This window comes from Shimwellia pseudoproteus, from assembly GCF_016415625.1.
GTDB classification, from domain to species: domain Bacteria; phylum Pseudomonadota; class Gammaproteobacteria; order Enterobacterales; family Enterobacteriaceae; genus Shimwellia; species Shimwellia pseudoproteus.
The window spans coordinates 137,534-152,917 of sequence record NZ_WBXP01000003.1 but is presented as its reverse complement, the minus strand read 5'-3'; the positions used below and the strand labels follow the sequence as shown (position 1 = coordinate 152,917).

Here is a 15,384-nt window from a genome sequence, read left to right as displayed (position 1 = left end):
TCAGTAGCTGAACAGGAGGGACAGCTGATAGAAACAGAAGCCACTGGAGCACCTCAAAAACACCATCATACACTAAATCAGTAAGTTGGCAGCATCACCTGAACATCAGGTCATTTGCAGAAACGCCGTTGCGTAAACACTCCTTAACATTAATGCTGCCATTATGTACCAAAGTAATAGGTTTCCCATCAATAATTCGTTTAACTAATCGATTGTTTTCTTTTAAGAATTTAAGAACAAAGACGAGGAAAGTCCATATGATTAGCACGAGAACGAATTGTAGTACCGTTATTGATTCATTGTAAATAACGCCACCGATGATCCCCCCGAGCACATAGTTCTGAACCTGATCCATTGCGGACGAAGGGGCCAGATTTCCCTTCCCCATCAGGTTTATTTGAACAATTAAACACAGGATCCCCAGACCTAATTTTATAATGATGGGCATATAAATTATCATTTCTACTCCTCAATTTTTTATGATTTCTATCTCTGGGTTTACTAACGAAACCTCTTCTAAGGTGTATGTTTTTTGATCCGGGCTTAAGTTGACGCGGTAATAAAATTCATTAATTTTAACAATAATACCATCCGAAAGCTGTACTGAGCTGGAGAATATCGAGTTTACATTCACTTTTTTTTCTTGTGATAACACTCTGACAAAGTTAACCATTTGTGATGATTGGGAGTGTATATTTTGGCTATCAGTATAATCCGCATACTGGACACCAGAAATGAAGAGTAAAAATAAGAAGACGATAATCGTTAAGTCACGATATTTAGTTTGCAAGCGATGGCGCATATACAGGCTAAAAACAACGATCAGGATAAATAAGGCACTAAATATGATGATATATTTTAGGTAATCATTGATATTAGACTGTGTTTGTAGATAATCGATGCCATAAAATCGCATATACTTATATTTCCTAAATCCCCAGGGCCCCATTTTTATTATAGTAACACATTGACCTGCACCTCATTCACAGTGGATATTTACTTTGTTTATTATCAATGCGTTACGGGAAATCTGTCTATCATCCAGCGCATTACGAGAAATAGAGATATCCACTTCTTTCAGGTTGTTCTCCCGGGCACCACGCACCACCACCGCATCGTTGTCGGCCAGCGGGACGGGATGAGTAGCGGCACGTTGCTTGCCCCTTACCTGTGCTTCTGATCCTGGCGTGTCAGCGCCGCGGCATGGTGTGCCATGTGGTCGCCAATGTAGCTGGCGATAAAATAATAGCTATGGTCATGACCGGGCCGGAGATTGAGCGTTAGCGGATAATTAGCCTCTTCACAGGCGCGTTTTAGCCGCTCTGGCTGGAGTTGGGTGTTAAGGAATTCATCATTAAGCCCCTGATCGACCAACAGGGGCAGCCGCTCCTGGGCCGTGCGGATCAGCGCAACCGTGTCATACTGCTGCCAGCTTTCTCTGTCGTCCCCAAGATAGGCAGACAGCGCATTTTGCCCCCAGGGAACCTGAGACGGCGCCACAACCGGTGAGAATGCGGACACGCTCTGGTAGCGTCCCGGGTTTCTTAACGCAATCATGAGTGCGCCATGGCCGCCCATCGAATGCCCGCTGATGGCTCTCTTGTCAGTGGCGGGGAACTCGCGTTCAATCAGCGCCGGGAGTTCGTTAACCACGTAGTCATACATTCTGTAATGGGTCGCCCAGGGCTCCCGGGTAGCATTAACGTAGAACCCGGCACCCTGTCCGAGGGCATAATCAGCGTCATCGGGAACATCCGCCCCGCGTGGGCTGGTATCTGGCGCGACAATCATTATCCCATGCTCTGCGGCATAGCGCTGCACACCGGATTTAGTAATAAAATTCTGCTCTGTACAGGTCAGGCCGGAAAGCCAGTAGAGCACCGGCACATTGCCGTCACGGGCCTGAGGCGGACTATAAACACCCAGTTTCATGGTGCAGCCAAGCGTTCCCGACGCATGCTGATAGACTTCCTGCCAGCCATCAAAGCTGGCATGGTGTTCAAGACGTTCCATGGTTTTCTCCGTATATCGGCAGGATAATTAATCAATGCGCTGGCCGTTCAGCCAGACAGGTTGTCATGATGTCCCGGATCGATGCCCGCAGTCGGATACGACTGCGGGCTGTCCCGGCGTCACGGTTTTAGATGAAGGTGTACGAACAGATCTTGTTGCCTGCCGGATCGCGCAGGTAGGCCGCATAGGCGCCCGGCAGGTGACCTCGCGGACCCGGCTGGCCTTCATCGGTACCGCCGGCGGCAAGGCCTGCGGCATGGAAAGCATCTACCTCGGCAGGGCTGGCGGCAGCAAAGCCAATCGTCATACCATTGCCCGACGGGGCTTCGCCATTGCCCGGACGGGCGATGATGAAAGCCGGTTTATCGCGGCCAAAAAGAACCCAGCCATTACCGAAAGGGCCGAGGTTCTTGATGCCAAGAGCGCCTAATGCAGCGTCGTAAAATGCGGCTGATTTCTCAACATCTACGGCACCGATAAAGACGTGTGAGAAAATGCCGTCACCGGAAATCACGGGAGTGGTCATAAATCATGTCCTTTACATCGGAGAGTAAACCGTACACCGGGGATCAGTAGTGGATCACCGTACGGATAGATTTGCCTTCATGCATCAGATCGAAGGCGTCATTAATGTCATCCAGGCCCATGGTATGAGTGACGAAAGGCGCCAGCTCGATGTCACCTTTCATGGCGTCTTCCACCATACCCGGGAGCTGGGTGCGGCCTTTCACACCGCCAAATGCGGAACCTTTCCATACCCGGCCGGTAACCAGCTGGAACGGACGGGTAGAGATCTCTTTACCGGCACCGGCGACACCGATCACCACGGATTGGCCCCAGCCACGGTGTGCCGCTTCCAGCGCTGAACGCATCACGTCCACATTACCGATGCATTCAAAGGTATGGTCAACACCCCAGCCCGTCATCTCAATCAGGACGTCCTGGATAGGTTTGTCGTAGTCTTTCGGGTTCAGGCAGTCAGTTGCCCCGAATGAACGCGCCAGTTCAAATTTTTCCGGGTTGGTATCGATAGCAAAGATACGGCCCGCTTTTGCCTGGCGCGCCCCCTGTACCGCCGCAAGACCAATACCGCCCAGGCCAAAAATCGCGACCGTATCACCCGGTTGTACTTTGGCGGTATTGTGTACTGCGCCAATGCCGGTGGTGACACCGCAGCCCAGCAGGCAGACATGTTCGGGGTTTGCCTGCGGATTGATTTTGGCTAAAGAGACTTCCGCAACCACGGTGTATTCGCTGAATGTGGAGCAGCCCATATAGTGGAAAAGGGGCTGTCCCTGGTAAGAGAAGCGGGTGGTGCCGTCCGGCATCAGTCCTTTACCCTGGGTGGCGCGAACCGAGACACACAGGTTGGTTTTGCCGGATTTACAGAACAGACATTCGCCGCATTCTGCCGTATAGAGTGGAATAACATGGTCGCCAGGTTTCACACTGGTGACACCTTCACCGACTTCCACAACCACACCGGCACCTTCGTGCCCCAGTACCGCCGGGAATACACCTTCCGGATCGTCACCGGACAAGGTAAACGCATCGGTATGGCAGACGCCGGTATGGGTAATTTTTACCAGAACCTCACCTTTACGAGGTGGTTCCACATCAATCTCAACGATCTCAAGAGGTTTACCTGGCCCGAAGGCAACCGCTGCACGTGATTTCATACGTTATTTCCTTTCATTATTTGTTGTTACTAACGCTGCCAGACGCCTGCCTGGCAGCGTTAGCGCAGATAAGAGCGGACAATCGAAATGGTGTCGTCTATTGATCTCTTCTGTGACGCATTCCGTTCGCCGGTATCGGGGAACTCCTCCCGGAGATAGCTCTCCAGAACAACCGCCATCAGGCCGTTAACGGCTCCGCGGACAGAAGCCAGTTGCTGCAAAACTGAAGTACATTCCTCTCCGTTTTCAAGCGCCTGTTCAAGCGCTGCAATCTGGCCTTTGATGCGCCTTACCCGGGTAAGCGCTTGTTTTTTCTCTTCTGGTGAATGCGGCATTGAATGTCTCTGTTAATCAGAATTAACGTCAATATAGTATACCCCCCTATACTATGCAAGAGGGGCGGTGACCTTACGATCTTTCACCCATCACCGGTGACAGACCCGTTTCAGGCCTCTTTCCACGTTCATGGTACAGAGCTCCAGGGGGCCGGAGCCTGCCTTCCTGGTGAAGAACCGCTCACTTTTCTGCGAGTAAACATGACCGCGCTGTGCCAGTTTTCATCAGTTATAGTGTAGAAGTGATCGTGCAGGCCGGGGGATTCACGTCATTGTCTTTGCGGCCCAGGCCTGTAATGCTTATTCGTGATCGCGCGGGAACCACTCCGGGGGCTTTGAACCGACACCGCCACAGGGGGGTAACATATTTACCGATAGGGAACGGCAGATATTAAAATTTATTTTTAAATTAAATATTCATATTTTATTTTTAACTTTGTAGTTTATTTTTGGATTGCTGCGACATTGTGATCTTAAACAGATTATGGTCTTCTGTAATCTCAAATGATTTTATATCTATTTATTCTTGCTACTTATTCCCCGCTGGAGTTTTCATATGTTCCTGGATTATGTTGCACTGGTAATACTGACTGCGGTGCTTATCATCTTGTTCTATGGGATTATTGCTATCCACGATATCCCTTATGAAATTGCGAAAAAACGTAATCATCCCCATCAGGATGCCATCCATTATGCTGGCTGGGTAAGCCTGTTTACGCTGCATGTTCTGTGGCCGTTGCTATGGATTTGGGCCACACTCTGGCGCGAAGACCGGGGCTGGGGTATGCAAAAAATTAGCGAAGAACAACAGAATATTCAGCATCAGATGACGCATTTTCTTATGCAGGTTAACCAGTTAGAAAGTGAACTTAATGAGCTTAAACAATCCACAGCAGACGCATCTGCTATGGCAATATATAAGCGAGAAAAATAATGGAAACGTTATTACTACTTTGCTATGCCGCACTCTGCATCACCATTTTTAAGATTTTCCGCATTCCGCTAAATAAATGGACAGTACCGACGGCAGTACTCGGTGGCGTTATTTTTATTTCTTTAATAATTCTGGTGATGAATTATAACTACCCCTTTAGCGATATGGGCAAGCAAGCATACCAGACGGTACCGATTGTTTCTCAGGTCCGCGGCAGAGTCATTGAGGTGCCCGTTAAGCCCAACGTATGGCTGAAAGAAGGCGATGTGTTGTTTCGCATCGATCCTACGCCATTCCAGGCGAAAGTTGATGATCTCCGTGCCCAGGTTAAAGAAGCCATTCAAAATGCGCTATCGCTGGATTCCGGGCTGAAGCAGTCGCAGGCAGATCTCAGTAAAGCCATTGCCGACAGGGACAAAGCCCAACGCGAGTACGTGCGTTATAGCGAAGGCCATACCAAAGGCGCGTTTTCCGATCAGATGGTGGATACCCGCCGTCAGGCCTATAAGGCAACAGAGGCCAGCGTTGCCGCTGCGCAGGCTCAGGTTGAACAGGCGAAAAATAATCTCGAATCGGTTGTTAATGGACAGAACACGAAAGTCGCGTCGCTGTTAGCACAGCTGCATAAGGCTGAGTTTAACCTCGAAAGCACGGTGGTGCGGGCGCCCATGGCAGGTTATGTCAGTACCGTTGGTCTGCGTAAAGGCGCGATGTCTACGGCATTGGGTCTGGCACCTGTAATGACCTTTGTGCCAAGAGATACCGAGTCAAAGAAAAACTACGTGGCGGCATTCCGGCAAAATTCGCTTCAGCGGCTTAAACCGGGTTATAAAGCAGAGCTTATGTTCCCCTCCATTCCTGGGACGGTATTTAGCGGCGAGGTGGTTGATGTGTTACCTGCAATTGGTGAAAGCCAGTTCCAGGGGCAAGGTAAATTACTGGCCACTGCCGATCTGGTTAAACAGGGCCGCGTTTTGGTGAAGGTGAAAGCGACCGATCCGCGGCTGGATGGTTATCAACTGCCTCAGGGGACGCAAGTTAACGTTGCGGTCTATTCCGGTCATTTCAAGGAATTATCACTGATACGTAAAATTCTCATCCGTATGAGCAGCTGGGAAAACTATGTTTTCCTCGATCATTAATGGCGTTCCTTTTCTCCCGCCAGCGGCGGGAGATGTTGCTTTTTTTATTCATCACTATCATCTGTGTTTATTATTTTACTGATCACCACATCCCGGGATTATTAGGGTGAGTATCAATACGAGGCTTGCCAGCGCTTATCTTCGCACTATATGTTGGCCAGGATAATGAATGTAATTATTTTTTAATATTAAATGCCGTTACGTCAGTCCCTAAGCCATCTACCACTGTTTTTAAGTTGGCTAAGCTCATGGGGGTATCCTGGTTTTTGATACCTTCTCCTTCACCTAACCTGACGACTTGCAGCACGGGTTTCCTGGTTGATGCATCAATTAACTCTTCCTCAATATACAAATGCGTTTCCATTGTCCGGTGGCCTGTTGCGACTTGAGTAGCGGCAATGAGTAATGTTACGGGTAAGACCTCATAGAATTGCAGGCCTTGTTCTGCGCTACTTACGCCTGTGATTGCCCCCCTGAATATTAACGTCCGCCGCCCGGGGGAGGTTACCAGTGGCTTACGTTCAGAAAATGACTGTTTTAATTTATTATCAGTGTATGTAAGCAGTTGGCTAAGCACCTTTTCACCAATTTGTGTTGATGGTTTTGGTGTCGGATAATAAACCAGTGAATTATATTGGATGCTGTCATAGTTATCGGGATTGAAATTTGGGTCCACCCACCGCAACACCGGTTTTCCTGTACTGCTCTCGGTCTCTTTAAGTTTTGAATAGTCACTGAGAAAACCAGAGTATTTATTTTTTTTCTGGCACTTTTGATGAGCAACCAACGATAGAAATAAACGTAGTACATAAAAATATTTTTGCTAAAAAGCCAACTTTCATCTGACACTCCATTAATATATAAAAGCGAGCCAAAGATAGCATCGGATCATTTTTTTATGGGTGGGTTAATAGTGTCAGGATGTATCTTTTATATAGAAGTATTAAAATAAATAAAAATTTACCATTCGGTGTGTATGGTATATCTCTGCACGGATGATTATGCAGCCCTTATTTTATTTACAAGGCGTTATTGCCTATTAGTTGATCTGCAGGCCCCCCTTTTGGCTTAATCTCTCAGACAAGAGGGATTAGTAACGCCACCGGGGGAGCGGATGAAGCATTAACCCGTCTTGCCATTGAAATAAACGGATTGAATCGGTCAGGGTTTAGCTGTCGCTGCCCACGCGCACGGTGGCAATCAGGGCGTTAAGCGCAGCGGAGAGGTGCCGGTGACCCGGGAAGTAGAGGTAGAAACCGGGCACGGTTGTCGACCAGTCGGCCAGTACGCGCACCAGCCGGCCCGCAGCCACATGTTGCCGATTCTCTTCGCTGTCAGCGGCATACACCAGCCCAATCCCTTGTAACGCGATGTCGATCATCGTGTCGACTGTGTCCAGCACCAGCGGGCCGCGGACCGGTATTGCGACGTGCTTACCGTCTTTTGCAAACGCCCAGCGCGACAGGTTGCCGCTGGCGATTTCGCGTCTGCCAATACATAAATGCTGCTGCAAATCTTGTGGTGTCTGCGGCAAAGGGAAACGGCGAAAATAATCCGGTGAACCATACACCGCCGCAGTGAGGTTTTGCGTGACCCGCACCGCGTTCATATCCTGTGGAATATCAGACCGCAGACGAATACCGGCATCAAACCCCGCTTCGACAATATCCACAAAGCTGTCATTAAGTGATATTTCCAGGGTGATATCGGGAAAGTTGTTGCAAAACTGCGTCAAAATGGGCGCAACGACCATGTGGTAGGCAATGCGAGACAGGTTGATACGCAGGCTACCGTGGGGGTGCTGGCGGAAGTCGTTAACCTCTTCGACGGCGGTAGAAATAGCCGAAAAGGCCGGGGCGATTTTCTCCAATAATGCCAGGCCAGCCGCAGTGGGCGCAACGGTGCGGGTGGTGCGGTTAAGCAACCTGACACCCAGGCGTTCCTCCAGTGCCCGCAACGCGTGGCTAAGCGTCGAGGCGGTCAAATTAAGCCGCGCGGCGGCCCGCCGGAAGCTTCGCTCTTCGGCGATGGCAACAAATGCAGTCAGTTCACCCAGTTCATTGGTACGCATACAGATAGCGGCCTTATTGATGAATATAACCCAGCAATATATGCGATATAGCACGGCTTATCCAAAACAATAAAGCGCCTTATAGTCAGTTCCTCGTTGTTGGTAAACGCGTTATGGCGTAATGCGGCCGGACAGATGATGCCTGTGCGGCGCGTCTTCCGGATAATCAGGATTAATCACGATGAAAATGTTCACCGATAAAGTGGTACTTGTTACTGGCGGCACTTCTGGCATTGGCCGGACCACGGCACTCGCCTTTGCCCGGGAAGGGGCCAGCGTTGTCGTGGCCGGGCGGCGGGAGGCAGGGGGCCAGGAAACCGTTGCACGTATTGAACAGGCCGGCGGCCGCGCGCTTTTTGTCCCGGCCGATATCGCCATTGAACAGGAGGTTGATCGCCTGGTAGCGCGCACCCTTGATGTTTTTGGTGGTTTACATTTTGCCTTTAATAATGCGGGGATTTTCCTCCCGCCCGCACCGGTAACGGAAACCACTGCCGGGGATATTGATCGCATCCTCGCCGTGAACGTGCGCGGTACTGCGCTTTGTATGAAATATGAAATCCCGGCGATATTGCAAAGCGGCGGCGGTGGAGTTTGCCTCACAGGGGGTAAGGATTAATGCCGTGTGCCCGGGGGTGATTGACACACCGATGAACGCAGAGATGCGGGCCGATGAACATGGCCGCGAGTTTCTCAATAATCTGCAACCGATGAAACGCACGGGCCACCCGGAAGAGATTGCGGGTGCCGTGCTTTATCTGTGCTCACCGGGGGGCCGGGTTTATTACCGGAACCACTCTCAGTGTAGATGGCGGGATCACGATTTAGGGGCGGGTACAGAAAAGGGCGATAACACCCACTGATGCCCGCAGCGCCGGTGACAATGCGCTACCGGCGCCATTCCCGGCAACACTATTTCTTGTTATTCAGCATCGACTTTAAATCAGCAAAGGGGTTATAGGTTGCTGGCTCAACATCGTTTTGCGCATCTTCCCCCGCCACCACGGTGGTGCCGTACTGGTCAGCCTCAGTGTATTTTGAGTGCTCGTGGTCATGGCAATAGAGGCACAACAACTCCCAGTTGCTGCCATCTTCCGGGTTATTGGTATGGTCATGATCGATATGGTGCACGGTGAGTTCACGTAAGTTTGAATAGACAAACTCCCGGGAGCAGCGCCCACATACCCAGGGATAAATTTTCAGTGCTTTCTCACGGTAGCCGCTTTCCAGCCGCGTGTAGTTTTTCGGGATCAGAGCCATTACCAATGTTACCTGTCACAAAGTGGTTGTTTGACGATAGTGCCCTCAATATATCCCATAATGAAACTTAAGGAGAAATAAAAGAGGAGTAGGGTGTTGATTCCTAATGGTAAACCATCGCGGGGGTGAAACGGTGACCTGGGGCACAGCGCGGATGATAACACGCGGATAATTCAGACGATTATCACATTGTAACCCTGCCAGCCTCCGGCGCGGGCTTATTGCGGGTGGACCACTGTCCCCATGACCTGGCCATTGGTATTGATATCAAACTCGGCAGTGAAACCCGCTTTTGACCATTTGGTCCCCCTGGTATTCAGGCGTTTCCAGCCGTCGGTTATCATGGCGTCGACCGCCTGGCCCTGGTATTTACCCACCACTTTTTTGTCCAGATCATGGGCGACACCGGCCGCCGGGCCGGACATGGCGGTAGCGGCTGGTGTTGCGGGCGCGGTACTGTTTTTAGGCGGAAAGTTTTCAGCCCGGGTTTTGTGGCTATCGCAGCCATTACCGTCGGTCAGCTGGGTGCAACCGGAGCGCGCCAGCTGTTTGCGGTAGGCTTCTGATATGGCGGATGCGTTGAACGAGGAGGCAAGCAACACGGCCCCCGTGGTGATTATCATTATTCTGTTCATGGTGTTCTCCGCCTTGTCTTAGATAGTTATCTACCGGGAATGCCCCGCTTATTATTGTCGTTTTCACGGCAAGATCTGCGTTTTTCCCCGCAATTATCGCTTCTGATAGAGATCCCAGCGGTTGCCGTACAGGTCCTCGAACACCACCACCGTGCCATACTCCTCCTCGCGGGGCGTTTCACAAAAATGCACCCCCGCCGCTTTCATGGCATGGTAATCGCGCCAGAAGTCATCGGATTGCAGGAACAGAAATACCCTGCCGCCACACTGATCCCCGATAGCGCCTTGCTGGCGATCATTCGACGCCCTGGCCAGCAATAAATTGCAGTCACTGTCTGGGTTTGGGGTAACCACAACCCAGCGCTTACCCGGCTGCGGCGTGTCCTCTACCAGGGTGAAACCGAGTTTTTGGGTGTAGTAGTCAATGGCGTGATCGTAATCATCCACCACAATGGCGACGTACCCCATACAGCGTTTTTGTGTTCTCAACGGTTCATCCTCTGAGTCAGCCCCGGCGGTATGCGCGGGATAATATAAACCCACAGCATAGGCGATGGCGGCATAACCGCGCTAGCGCGGGGCATGTTCTTTGGTCTGTTCACCGGCGCGAAAGGCCCGGGGGGTGCAGCCACTCCACTTTTTAAACGCCTTGCTGAAGGCCACATCGGACTCATAGCCTGATTGCTCCGCCAGCTGGCTCAGGCGGATGGTGGAGGCGCGCAACTGCTCAGCCGCCTGATACATCCGCCATTCGGTTAAATAGCGCATCGGGGATTGCCCCAGCAGCGTTTTAAACCGCGCCGCAAAGCGTGAGCGCGACATCCCCACCGCCTGGCCCAGTAGCGCGATACTCCAGTGCTGGTCCGGGGACTGATGGATCAGGGCCAGGGATTTGGCAATCTGGGGGTCAGTCAGGCCATTTAGCCACCCGGCTTTGAAAATCTCCCCCCGGGAAAGACAGGCGCGGATCCCCTGAACAAACAGAATATCCGCCAGCCGGACCGCAATGGTGCGCATCCCCGGCAGCGGAGCGTCCAGCTCGCTGACCAGCAGCCCGAGGGTTGGGGGCAGCCAGGGGTTGTCCGCTGCCCCCAGGTGAAGATAGTCCGGCAGGGCGTTTACCAGGGGATTACGCAGGGCCTGGTCAAAGTTAAAAATACCTGTCACCACGTTGGTCTGGTCAGCCCCGGGCTCGCCGAGGATGATACGGGCCGACTGAAAATGGGCGTCCGGATCGGCGGCGGGCTGGCCGTGCCCGGCCAGCAACTGGGTAAAATCCACCGGGTGCGCATCGGGATCGCTCAGCAACTCATGATAATAACCGGCGGGGATCATCACCATATCATCCGGTTTCAGCGCAATAAGCTGCCGGGCCGCCGGCAGACGCAGCCAGGCCGTGCCGGACAACACCAGATGGAACGGGGCCCCCTGGTGGTGCCGGGGTTTGGCCAATCCCCAGCGGCCATTGAGCGTTAACTGGCAGAAAATCGAACTGGTGAGCTTCAGCTGTTCCAGCAGGTAGTCGAGGGTATTCATGGGTACATTCCAGGACGAATAGACTGATATTCTGGTTTTTTGGTGATAAATAATCCAGCGATTGTTTCTATAATCTGCCGCGTACTATTCCACTGGCAACGCCATTCAGGCAATCAACAGAGTGAGATCTGACATGATGACATTACGCGACAACACCATTTTGATCACCGGTGGCGGCAGCGGTATCGGGCGCGGGCTGGCAGAGGAACTGTTCCGGCTGGGTAATACGGTGATTATTGCCGGGCGGCGTGAATCTGCGCTGCAACAGGTGTGTGAGGCCAACCCGGGTATGCAATATCAGGTGATGGATATCAGCGATATTGACAGCCTGGCGGATATTGCCCGGCAGCTGACCGCGCGTTTCCCGGCGCTGAATATGCTTATCAATAATGCCGGGGTCCAGTACCCGGAAGATCTAACCCACCCGGAACCGCACAAGATGCTGACCTCCATCGCCACTAACCTGACCGGCCCGATGATCCTGACCAGTGCTTTACTGCCGCATCTGCTGGCGGCCAGGGCAGGGGCGGTGATTAATGTCACCTCTGATCTGGCGTTTATGCCCTACACCGCCGTACCGGCATACTGTGCCGCCAAGGCCGGGCTCCATTCCTGGACCGAATCCTTACGTTTTCAGCTGGCGGCCTCCGCGCTCAGGGTTATCGAGATAACCCCGCCGATGGTGCAAACCGATCTCCACGGCAGCAAAGACGGCAGCATCGCCATGGGGCTGGATCAGTTTGTCAGTGAAGTGATGGCGTTACTGCAATCCGGGGAGCCGTTAAAAGAGATTAACGTTGAGCGCAGTAAGCTGTTCCGTTTTGCCGAACGTAACGGGCAGTATGATGAGGTTTTCCTGGCGCTGAATACCCGCCACTAACCCCTTCGCCGGTAGCCCGGGAACCGCGTGCATCCCGGGCTACCGGCGGGTGGCTCAGGGCTGCGGGAAGATCCACAACTGCTGTTCCGGGAACGACAGCCAGCAATGCTGAGGATCGCACAGTGCATGACCATAAGCGCGGATAGCAATATCATCGCCCGGAGTACGAAACAGGTATTCCCGGCGGTCACCCAGGTACATGCTGGTCAACAGCGGCAGCGCCAGTTGATTCTCCCCGGGGCCGTCTGCCAGGATAACGCGCTCCACGCGGATCACCGCCACCCCAGGCTGGCCCACCTGTAGCCCGGCCCCCGCCATCCCCCACAGCCCCCAGCCGTTGCCCTGAATATAGGCTTTACCGTCGCGTATCCCGGTGACCTTGCCCGGCAACCGGTTATTGCTGCCCATAAACTCGGCGCTAAACAGCGTTTGCGGCGCGTCATACATTTCCTGGGGCGTGCCCTGCTGCTCAATCTTGCCGTTATTTAACAACAGAATACGGTCGGAAATCGCCATCGCTTCATTCTGGTCGTGGGTGACCATCAGCGCCGACAGGCCGAGCCTGATGATAAGCTCACGCAGAAACACCCGCGCCTCCTCCCGTAGCCTGGCGTCAAGGTTGGAAAGCGGCTCATCGAGCAAGATAACCGGCGGGTTATAGACCAGCGCCCGGCCAATGGCCACGCGCTGCTGCTGGCCGCCGGAAAGCTGATGCGGATGGCGTTTGCCCAGGTGGCCAAGACCAAGCTGCGCCAGCACGTTCTCCACCCGTTCGGTTATCTCCCGGGCCGCTACTTTGCGCAATTTGAGGGGGTAGGCCACGTTGTCAAACACGGTTTTATGCGGCCACAGGGCGTATGACTGAAACACCAGCCCCAGGTTACGCTCCTCGGCGGGGATTTCACTGCGCGGGGTGCCGTTATAAACCCGGCTCTTGCCGATGATAATCGCCCCGCTGGTGGGTTTTTCCAGCCCGGCCACGGCGCGTAATAACGTGGTTTTGCCACTGCCCGATGGCCCCAGCAGAGAGACCACTTCCCCGCGTTTCAGGTTCATCGACACGCCCTTTAATACCGGATTGTCACCGTAGGTTAAGTGCAGATCCTCGACCGCTAATTCAATCATGTAATTTGACTCCAAAACGAAGGGCAATTCCCAGACCAAGCACCACCAGCAGAATATTGATAAACGACAGGGCGGCGACAATATCAATGGCCCCAGCGGCCCACAGCGAAACCAGCATCGAACCGATGGTTTCCGTACCCGGCGACAGCAGATACACCCCGGTTGAGTATTCGCGCTCAAAGATCAAGAACATCAGCAGCCAGGCGCCTATCAGGCCATAGCGCGACAGCGGCATGGTGACGTGGCGGGTAATCTGCCCGCGGGTGGCCCCGGCGCTGCGGGCGGCTTCTTCCAGCTCCGGCCCCACCTGGAGCAGGGTGGAGGAGATCAACCGCAACCCATAGGCCATCCACACCACGGTATAGGCCAGCCAGACACTGAAAATGGTGCTGCGCAGTGAACGTAACCAGACGACCAGGTTATCGCGCAACCACTGTGACCCGGAGAACCCGGAAAGCCAGCCATCTTTAAGCGTGTTATCCAGCCACATCGGCAGAAACAGAAAGACCCACAGGAACGCCAGCCCCGCCAGCAGCCCGGGTACCGCGCGCGGCACCAGCACGCTATAGTCGAGGAAGCGGGTGGTGTTATCCGGCTTACGGTGCATAGCAATGCCAATAAACAGGTAGCAGACAACCGCCAGCGCGCCGCCAATCACCCCGATACTCATCGAATTGACGATGGCCCGCAGCAGATTAGGCTGCCCCCAGATAGTGCGGAAGGTGTTAAGCGACATCTCATCCCAGAGGGATACCCCGACCCCCCAGTTCGAAATAAAGGCCCGCAGCGCCACCCCAATCAGGGGAACACCAATGGTGACCGTCAGCCAGGCGGCCACCACCGCCCCGGCAACCCAGCGCCATTTGCCCAGCGGCAATGCCCGGGCCTGGCTTGCTTTACCTTTCATGGTCACAAAGCGATTGGCGGTGCGCATCAGCTGGCGCTGCAACATCACCAGCGGAATAGTGATGCAAATCAGCACCACCGCCACCGCCGCCATCAGATGGTAAGACGGGGTGCCAAGCTTATTGGTCAGCTGATAGAGATAGGTGGCCAGCACCATATTGCCTTCCGGGTCCCCCAGCACCAGCATCAGGCCGAAGACTTCCAGGCCGAGGAAGAACAACAGCACCACGGCATACAGAATAGACGGGCGAACCATCGGCAGGCTGACGGCGGTCATCACCTGAAGCGGCGAGGCCCCGGCGATGCGGGCGGCCTCTTCAACATCTGAGCCGACACTGCGCAATGCCGAGGAGATATACAGATAGGCGTGGGGAACATGGGTCAGCCCGGCAATCACCACAATGCTCGCCATGTTATAGATATTCCACGGCACGAAGCCGATCAACGCCTGGGCCCACAGTGAGAAGAACCCCACCGGCCCGGCAGCTACCACATAGCCAAACCCCAGTACCATCGGCGAGACAAATATCGGCACCAGGATCAGCGGCTCAATCAGGCGCCGACCGGGTAAATCGGTGCGTACCATCAGAAAAGCCAGAATACCGCCGAGGGGGATGGCGATAACCACCAGCCCAAAGGCCAGAATAAAACCGCTTTTAAGGGCCTGATAAAAATCCGGATCGGTAAAAATAAACCCAAAGGACTCCAGGCTCCATGTCCTGGCCGGGGAGAAAAACGGCGCGGACAAGAAACTCTGGATCACGATAAACGACAGCGGCGTATAAATCGCCAGTGCGGTTATCAACACCACGATACCGCGCGGCAGGCGTTGCCACTTTCTGCGTAATGCATTCATATAGTGTCCCTG

General features: G+C 53.2%; 15 protein-coding genes and 3 pseudogenes. 4 read left to right on the top strand and 14 right to left on the bottom strand.

The features are described from left to right. Positions 1-97: 97 nt before the first annotated feature. From F9C28_RS02955 to frmR, 6 genes and pseudogenes are all read right to left on the bottom strand, one after another. Positions 98-460: pseudogene (locus F9C28_RS02955) on the bottom strand (DUF421 domain-containing protein); the annotation flags it as partial. Between the two features lie 9 nt (positions 461-469). Continuing rightward, a complete protein-coding gene (locus F9C28_RS02950; RefSeq protein WP_199013709.1) occupies positions 470-916 on the bottom strand; it encodes a DUF3290 domain-containing protein in 447 nt (148 codons plus the stop codon). Between the two features lie 248 nt (positions 917-1,164). Then, on the bottom strand, positions 1,165-2,013 hold the full coding sequence (gene fghA, locus F9C28_RS02945) for an S-formylglutathione hydrolase (RefSeq protein ID WP_199013707.1): 849 nt from the start codon (positions 2,011-2,013) through the stop codon (positions 1,165-1,167). Between the two features lie 127 nt (positions 2,014-2,140). Beyond that, positions 2,141-2,539, bottom strand: a complete 399-nt coding sequence (locus F9C28_RS02940; protein WP_199013703.1) for a VOC family protein — start codon at positions 2,537-2,539, stop codon at positions 2,141-2,143. Positions 2,540-2,582: 43 nt separating this feature from the next. Beyond that, positions 2,583-3,692, bottom strand: coding sequence for an S-(hydroxymethyl)glutathione dehydrogenase/class III alcohol dehydrogenase (locus tag F9C28_RS02935; RefSeq protein ID WP_199013700.1), 1,110 nt, complete (start codon positions 3,690-3,692; stop codon positions 2,583-2,585). A gap of 59 nt (positions 3,693-3,751) precedes the next feature. Continuing rightward, positions 3,752-4,027, bottom strand: a complete 276-nt coding sequence (gene frmR / locus F9C28_RS02930) for a formaldehyde-responsive transcriptional repressor FrmR (protein ID WP_199013698.1) — start codon at positions 4,025-4,027, stop codon at positions 3,752-3,754. A 556-nt stretch (positions 4,028-4,583) separates the two neighbouring features. On the opposite strand from frmR, the gene F9C28_RS02925 reads away from it, so the two are divergent. Both F9C28_RS02925 and F9C28_RS02920 read left to right on the top strand, forming a co-directional pair. After that, positions 4,584-4,961 (top strand): DUF3302 domain-containing protein, encoded by a 378-nt coding sequence (locus F9C28_RS02925; protein WP_199013696.1) that lies wholly within the window; start codon positions 4,584-4,586, stop codon positions 4,959-4,961. After that, a complete protein-coding gene (locus F9C28_RS02920) occupies positions 4,961-6,103 on the top strand; it encodes an HlyD family secretion protein (protein WP_199013695.1) in 1,143 nt (380 codons plus the stop codon). The genes F9C28_RS02925 and F9C28_RS02920 overlap by 1 nt, the downstream gene beginning before the upstream one ends. Positions 6,104-6,278: 175 nt before the next feature. Here the strand turns inward: F9C28_RS02920 and F9C28_RS02915 are convergent. Together F9C28_RS02915 and F9C28_RS02910 are read right to left on the bottom strand one after the other, a co-directional pair. Further along, positions 6,279-6,945, bottom strand: a pseudogene (locus tag F9C28_RS02915) (DUF3313 domain-containing protein). Positions 6,946-7,271: 326 nt separating this feature from the next. Next, a complete protein-coding gene (locus F9C28_RS02910; RefSeq protein WP_199013694.1) occupies positions 7,272-8,174 on the bottom strand; it encodes a LysR family transcriptional regulator in 903 nt (300 codons plus the stop codon). Positions 8,175-8,355: 181 nt separating this feature from the next. Between F9C28_RS02910 and F9C28_RS20445 the strand changes: the two are divergent. Continuing rightward, positions 8,356-9,037 (top strand): annotated as a pseudogene (locus F9C28_RS20445) (SDR family oxidoreductase). A 49-nt stretch (positions 9,038-9,086) separates the two neighbouring features. Here F9C28_RS20445 and yajD read toward each other — a convergent pair. The 4 genes from yajD to F9C28_RS02880 all read right to left on the bottom strand — a co-directional run bounded on the left by yajD (position 9,087) and on the right by F9C28_RS02880 (position 11,605). After that, entirely contained in the window at positions 9,087-9,434 is a 348-nt protein-coding gene (yajD, locus tag F9C28_RS02895) for an HNH nuclease YajD (protein ID WP_199013682.1), read from the bottom strand. A 218-nt stretch (positions 9,435-9,652) separates the two neighbouring features. After that, positions 9,653-10,069, bottom strand: a complete 417-nt coding sequence (locus F9C28_RS02890; protein WP_199013681.1) for a hypothetical protein — start codon at positions 10,067-10,069, stop codon at positions 9,653-9,655. Between the two features lie 93 nt (positions 10,070-10,162). After that, complete coding sequence (locus F9C28_RS02885; RefSeq protein WP_199013680.1) at positions 10,163-10,558, bottom strand: VOC family protein; 396 nt, start codon at positions 10,556-10,558, stop codon at positions 10,163-10,165. A gap of 81 nt (positions 10,559-10,639) precedes the next feature. Then, positions 10,640-11,605 carry an AraC family transcriptional regulator gene (locus F9C28_RS02880; RefSeq protein ID WP_199013679.1) on the bottom strand — a complete coding sequence of 322 codons (966 nt, stop codon included), beginning with the start codon at positions 11,603-11,605 and terminating at the stop codon, positions 10,640-10,642. A 133-nt stretch (positions 11,606-11,738) separates the two neighbouring features. On the opposite strand from F9C28_RS02880, the gene F9C28_RS02875 reads away from it, so the two are divergent. Next, complete coding sequence (locus tag F9C28_RS02875) at positions 11,739-12,485, top strand: SDR family oxidoreductase (protein WP_233148873.1); 747 nt, start codon at positions 11,739-11,741, stop codon at positions 12,483-12,485. A 54-nt stretch (positions 12,486-12,539) separates the two neighbouring features. Here the strand turns inward: F9C28_RS02875 and F9C28_RS02870 are convergent, their stop codons facing one another. Beyond that, positions 12,540-13,610, bottom strand: coding sequence for an ABC transporter ATP-binding protein (locus F9C28_RS02870; protein ID WP_199013678.1), 1,071 nt, complete (start codon positions 13,608-13,610; stop codon positions 12,540-12,542). Further along, positions 13,603-15,372: an ABC transporter permease gene (locus F9C28_RS02865; protein WP_199013677.1), complete on the bottom strand. Its 1,770-nt coding sequence runs from the start codon at positions 15,370-15,372 to the stop codon at positions 13,603-13,605. Before F9C28_RS02865 ends, F9C28_RS02870 begins: the two co-directional genes overlap by 8 nt. Positions 15,373-15,384 lie beyond the last annotated feature (12 nt).